Genomic DNA, 2912 nt, shown 5'->3' with positions numbered 1-2912 from the left:
TGAGGCAGATGCTGTCAATGTTGATAAGACCGATACTTACCAAGGCGCAGACCCTAAAGTTAATAAAGTTAATGAATTAGAGCAATCACTTTCACAATTTAAACAAAAAGCTAATTTAGCCAAAGAAGCATTTGACCAATTAGAAAGTGAAATTGAAAAAACTAAAGAACTTAATAATAATTTATACAACCAAAATAATGATGAAAATTCATTAACAAACCCACAAGCATACAATCTAATCAAAGATGCTATAACTGATAATCTAACTTCAACAGTTCCTGAAAATGACGTTTTAAACCCTACTGTTTATAAAAATAAAGTTGATGCCCTAAAACAAGCAATAGAAAAAGCCAACGAAATAAATGAGGCTAAAAAAGCTTACGATACTGAATTGAATAATAAAGCAACTATTGATGACTCATTGCCTGAAACACAAGATTGATATAAAAAAGAAATTGCAAAAATTGCTCAAACTTTATCAAATACATTAGTTACCCTAACTAATACTCGTGACCAAAATTACGTCGCAAATGTTAAAAAAGCATACAGTGATGCTGAAAATGCTTTAGAGCAATTAAAAACACAAATTGCCCTTAAATCTGCTCAAGAAAAACACCGTCAAGCAGTGCAAAAACTTAAAGATGCACAAAATGAATTAGGTGTAGATAGCAATCCGCAACTTAAAGGTTTAAATAAACAAATAAATGATTTAATTGATCAATCAGAACAAGCAGTAAAAACTAATGCTACTCCAACACCATATGAAGGTGTTTCAATTGAAACATTGGATGATCAAAGTAAAATCTTGAATGATTTCACTGCAACTATTGATGAAAAAGTATCAGAAATCAACAAAGCAAAAGAACTATACGACAACGCCGTTAAAAAATTAGATCAGTTAAAAGATGACCCAAAATATGCAGGTGAACAAGCTGAATTAGAAAAAGTAAAAACAGATGCAAATGATGTTATTACAGCTGCACAAAATAACGAAACAATCGGTGGCCAAACATATAAAGATCAAGCTGATTTTGTAATTAATTCAGTAATTGACCAAGCAAACGATAGATTCACTAAATTAAGTGAAAAAGCAAATGATTTCATTAAAAATAATGACCTTGAAAATAATCAACGTTATGAAGAAATTAATCAAACCTTACGTGATAAAATTGCTCAATTACAACAAGGCTTACCAAACAAAATTCACGATGACACTAAAGACAAGATAGCAGAATTAGGCGAAAAAGTAACACAAGCTGAAACACAATATGACGAATTACAAAAAGCTATTGATCAAGCTGAAATAGCAAAAGCAAAAGCTGATTATGACGCTAAAAAAACTGAGCTTGACAATGAAGCAAATGCTTTAGATGAATATCCAGAAACTCAAAAATGAGCTCAAGGTGAAATTAAAAAAGTAAATGATGAATTAACTCAAAAAATTGCAGAATTAGACGCTAACCAAGACTCTCCTACTTATAAGGCTGATAAAGTTAAAGCATACAAAGAATATATTGCAAAATTAAGCCAAATTCATAATGATATTCAAGCTAAGAAAGCTGAAGAGACTGAAAGAGCAAAACAAGCTTACAATGCAAAATTGGGTGAATTAGACCAAAAAATCACTGAAAGTTCGACCCATCCAAGTAGAAAATACATCAAAGATAAATTAGAAAAAGATAAAACTTCTATTACCAATACAATTAATGGTCAATCTACACCAAAAGCTTACAATCAAGCAACCTCTTCGCTAACTGAAGATATTGCTTACGCAGATCAACAATTCCCAATTGCTGATGCAGATAAAGCAGCAGTTGAAGCATACGATGCTCTTAAAGATGAAGTTAATAATTATTTAGAAAATGATATTCCTGCCTCAAAACCAGAATACAACAAAATTAGAACCACCTTACAAGATGTTGAAAGAGATCAAAATGCGATTGGTTCAGCAACTAATGATCCTTATCCAAAACAAGCAGCAGCCAAAGAAGCTAAAAAACAACTAGAAGCATCATTTAGAAAAGCTAAAGAAGAAAAAGCACAAATTGATGCCGCTAAAGCTGAATACGATAAACAAGTTGCTTTAATTGATAAATTAGTTCAAAAACCTGAATATATTGAAGCAAATCAAGTTCAGCCTCTAAATGAACAAAAAACAAGTTCGCAAACAGTAATTCAACAAGAACAAGATAGCAATCAAATTGATGCAAGTGATTACAATGGCGAAACTGATAAATTAAAACAAGCAATTCAAGATGCTGCAGTCGCTGTATACAATAAGTTAGAAGAAAAAGTTACTGAGTTACTAAATAATGACAATTTAGGCGACAAAACTCAATACGCGGCAATCAAACAAGCATTAGAACAAGCCAAAAATGATAATCATTCAAATGGAACTAATAACCAAAAACCATATGAAACAATCAATGCTGCTTATGATAATTTAAATACAGCTTATGAAAAAGCATTGAATGATTCTTTAGACGTGGCTAAAAATCAATACAACACTGATAAACAAAGTGCGCAAAGCGATATAGATACCACTAACCCTGTTTATAAAGACGCTATTGACGCATATCAAGCAGAAGTTAATAGAATTCAAAATGTTTTAGACGGTATTGATACTGACAGTAATACAGATAAAAATGCTAAACGTAAAGCTTACGAAAAAGCAATTAGCGAATTAGCAAGTGCAAAAGATAAATTTGCAAATGATAAAGCTGCAATTGACGCTGCTAAAAAAGCTGAATACGATAACAAAGTTAATGAGATCAATAATTTTGCGAATACTTTAGATGATTATCCTGATGCTAAACAAGCGTTGTTAGATGCTTTAAAAAATAGTGATAAAGTCGTTGGTAGAGATACAGACGCAACACCAGATTCGCAAGGTGTTACAAATTGATATCCTG

At 31.5% G+C, this 2912-nt stretch carries 1 protein-coding gene; it reads left to right on the top strand.

Annotated elements, in window-relative coordinates; translation table 4 throughout:
* The coding region (locus N1F73_RS03515) for a hypothetical protein (protein WP_260360130.1) at positions 1-2912 on the top strand (2912 nt) is incomplete at both ends.

It is taken from the genome of Mycoplasma sp. HS2188 (assembly GCF_025209835.1).
In the GTDB taxonomy this organism is placed as follows: Bacteria; Bacillota_I; Bacilli_A; order Mycoplasmatales; family Metamycoplasmataceae; genus Mycoplasmopsis.
Note: the sequence above shows the minus strand (reverse complement) of the source record. Positions and strands in the feature narration are given on the sequence as shown.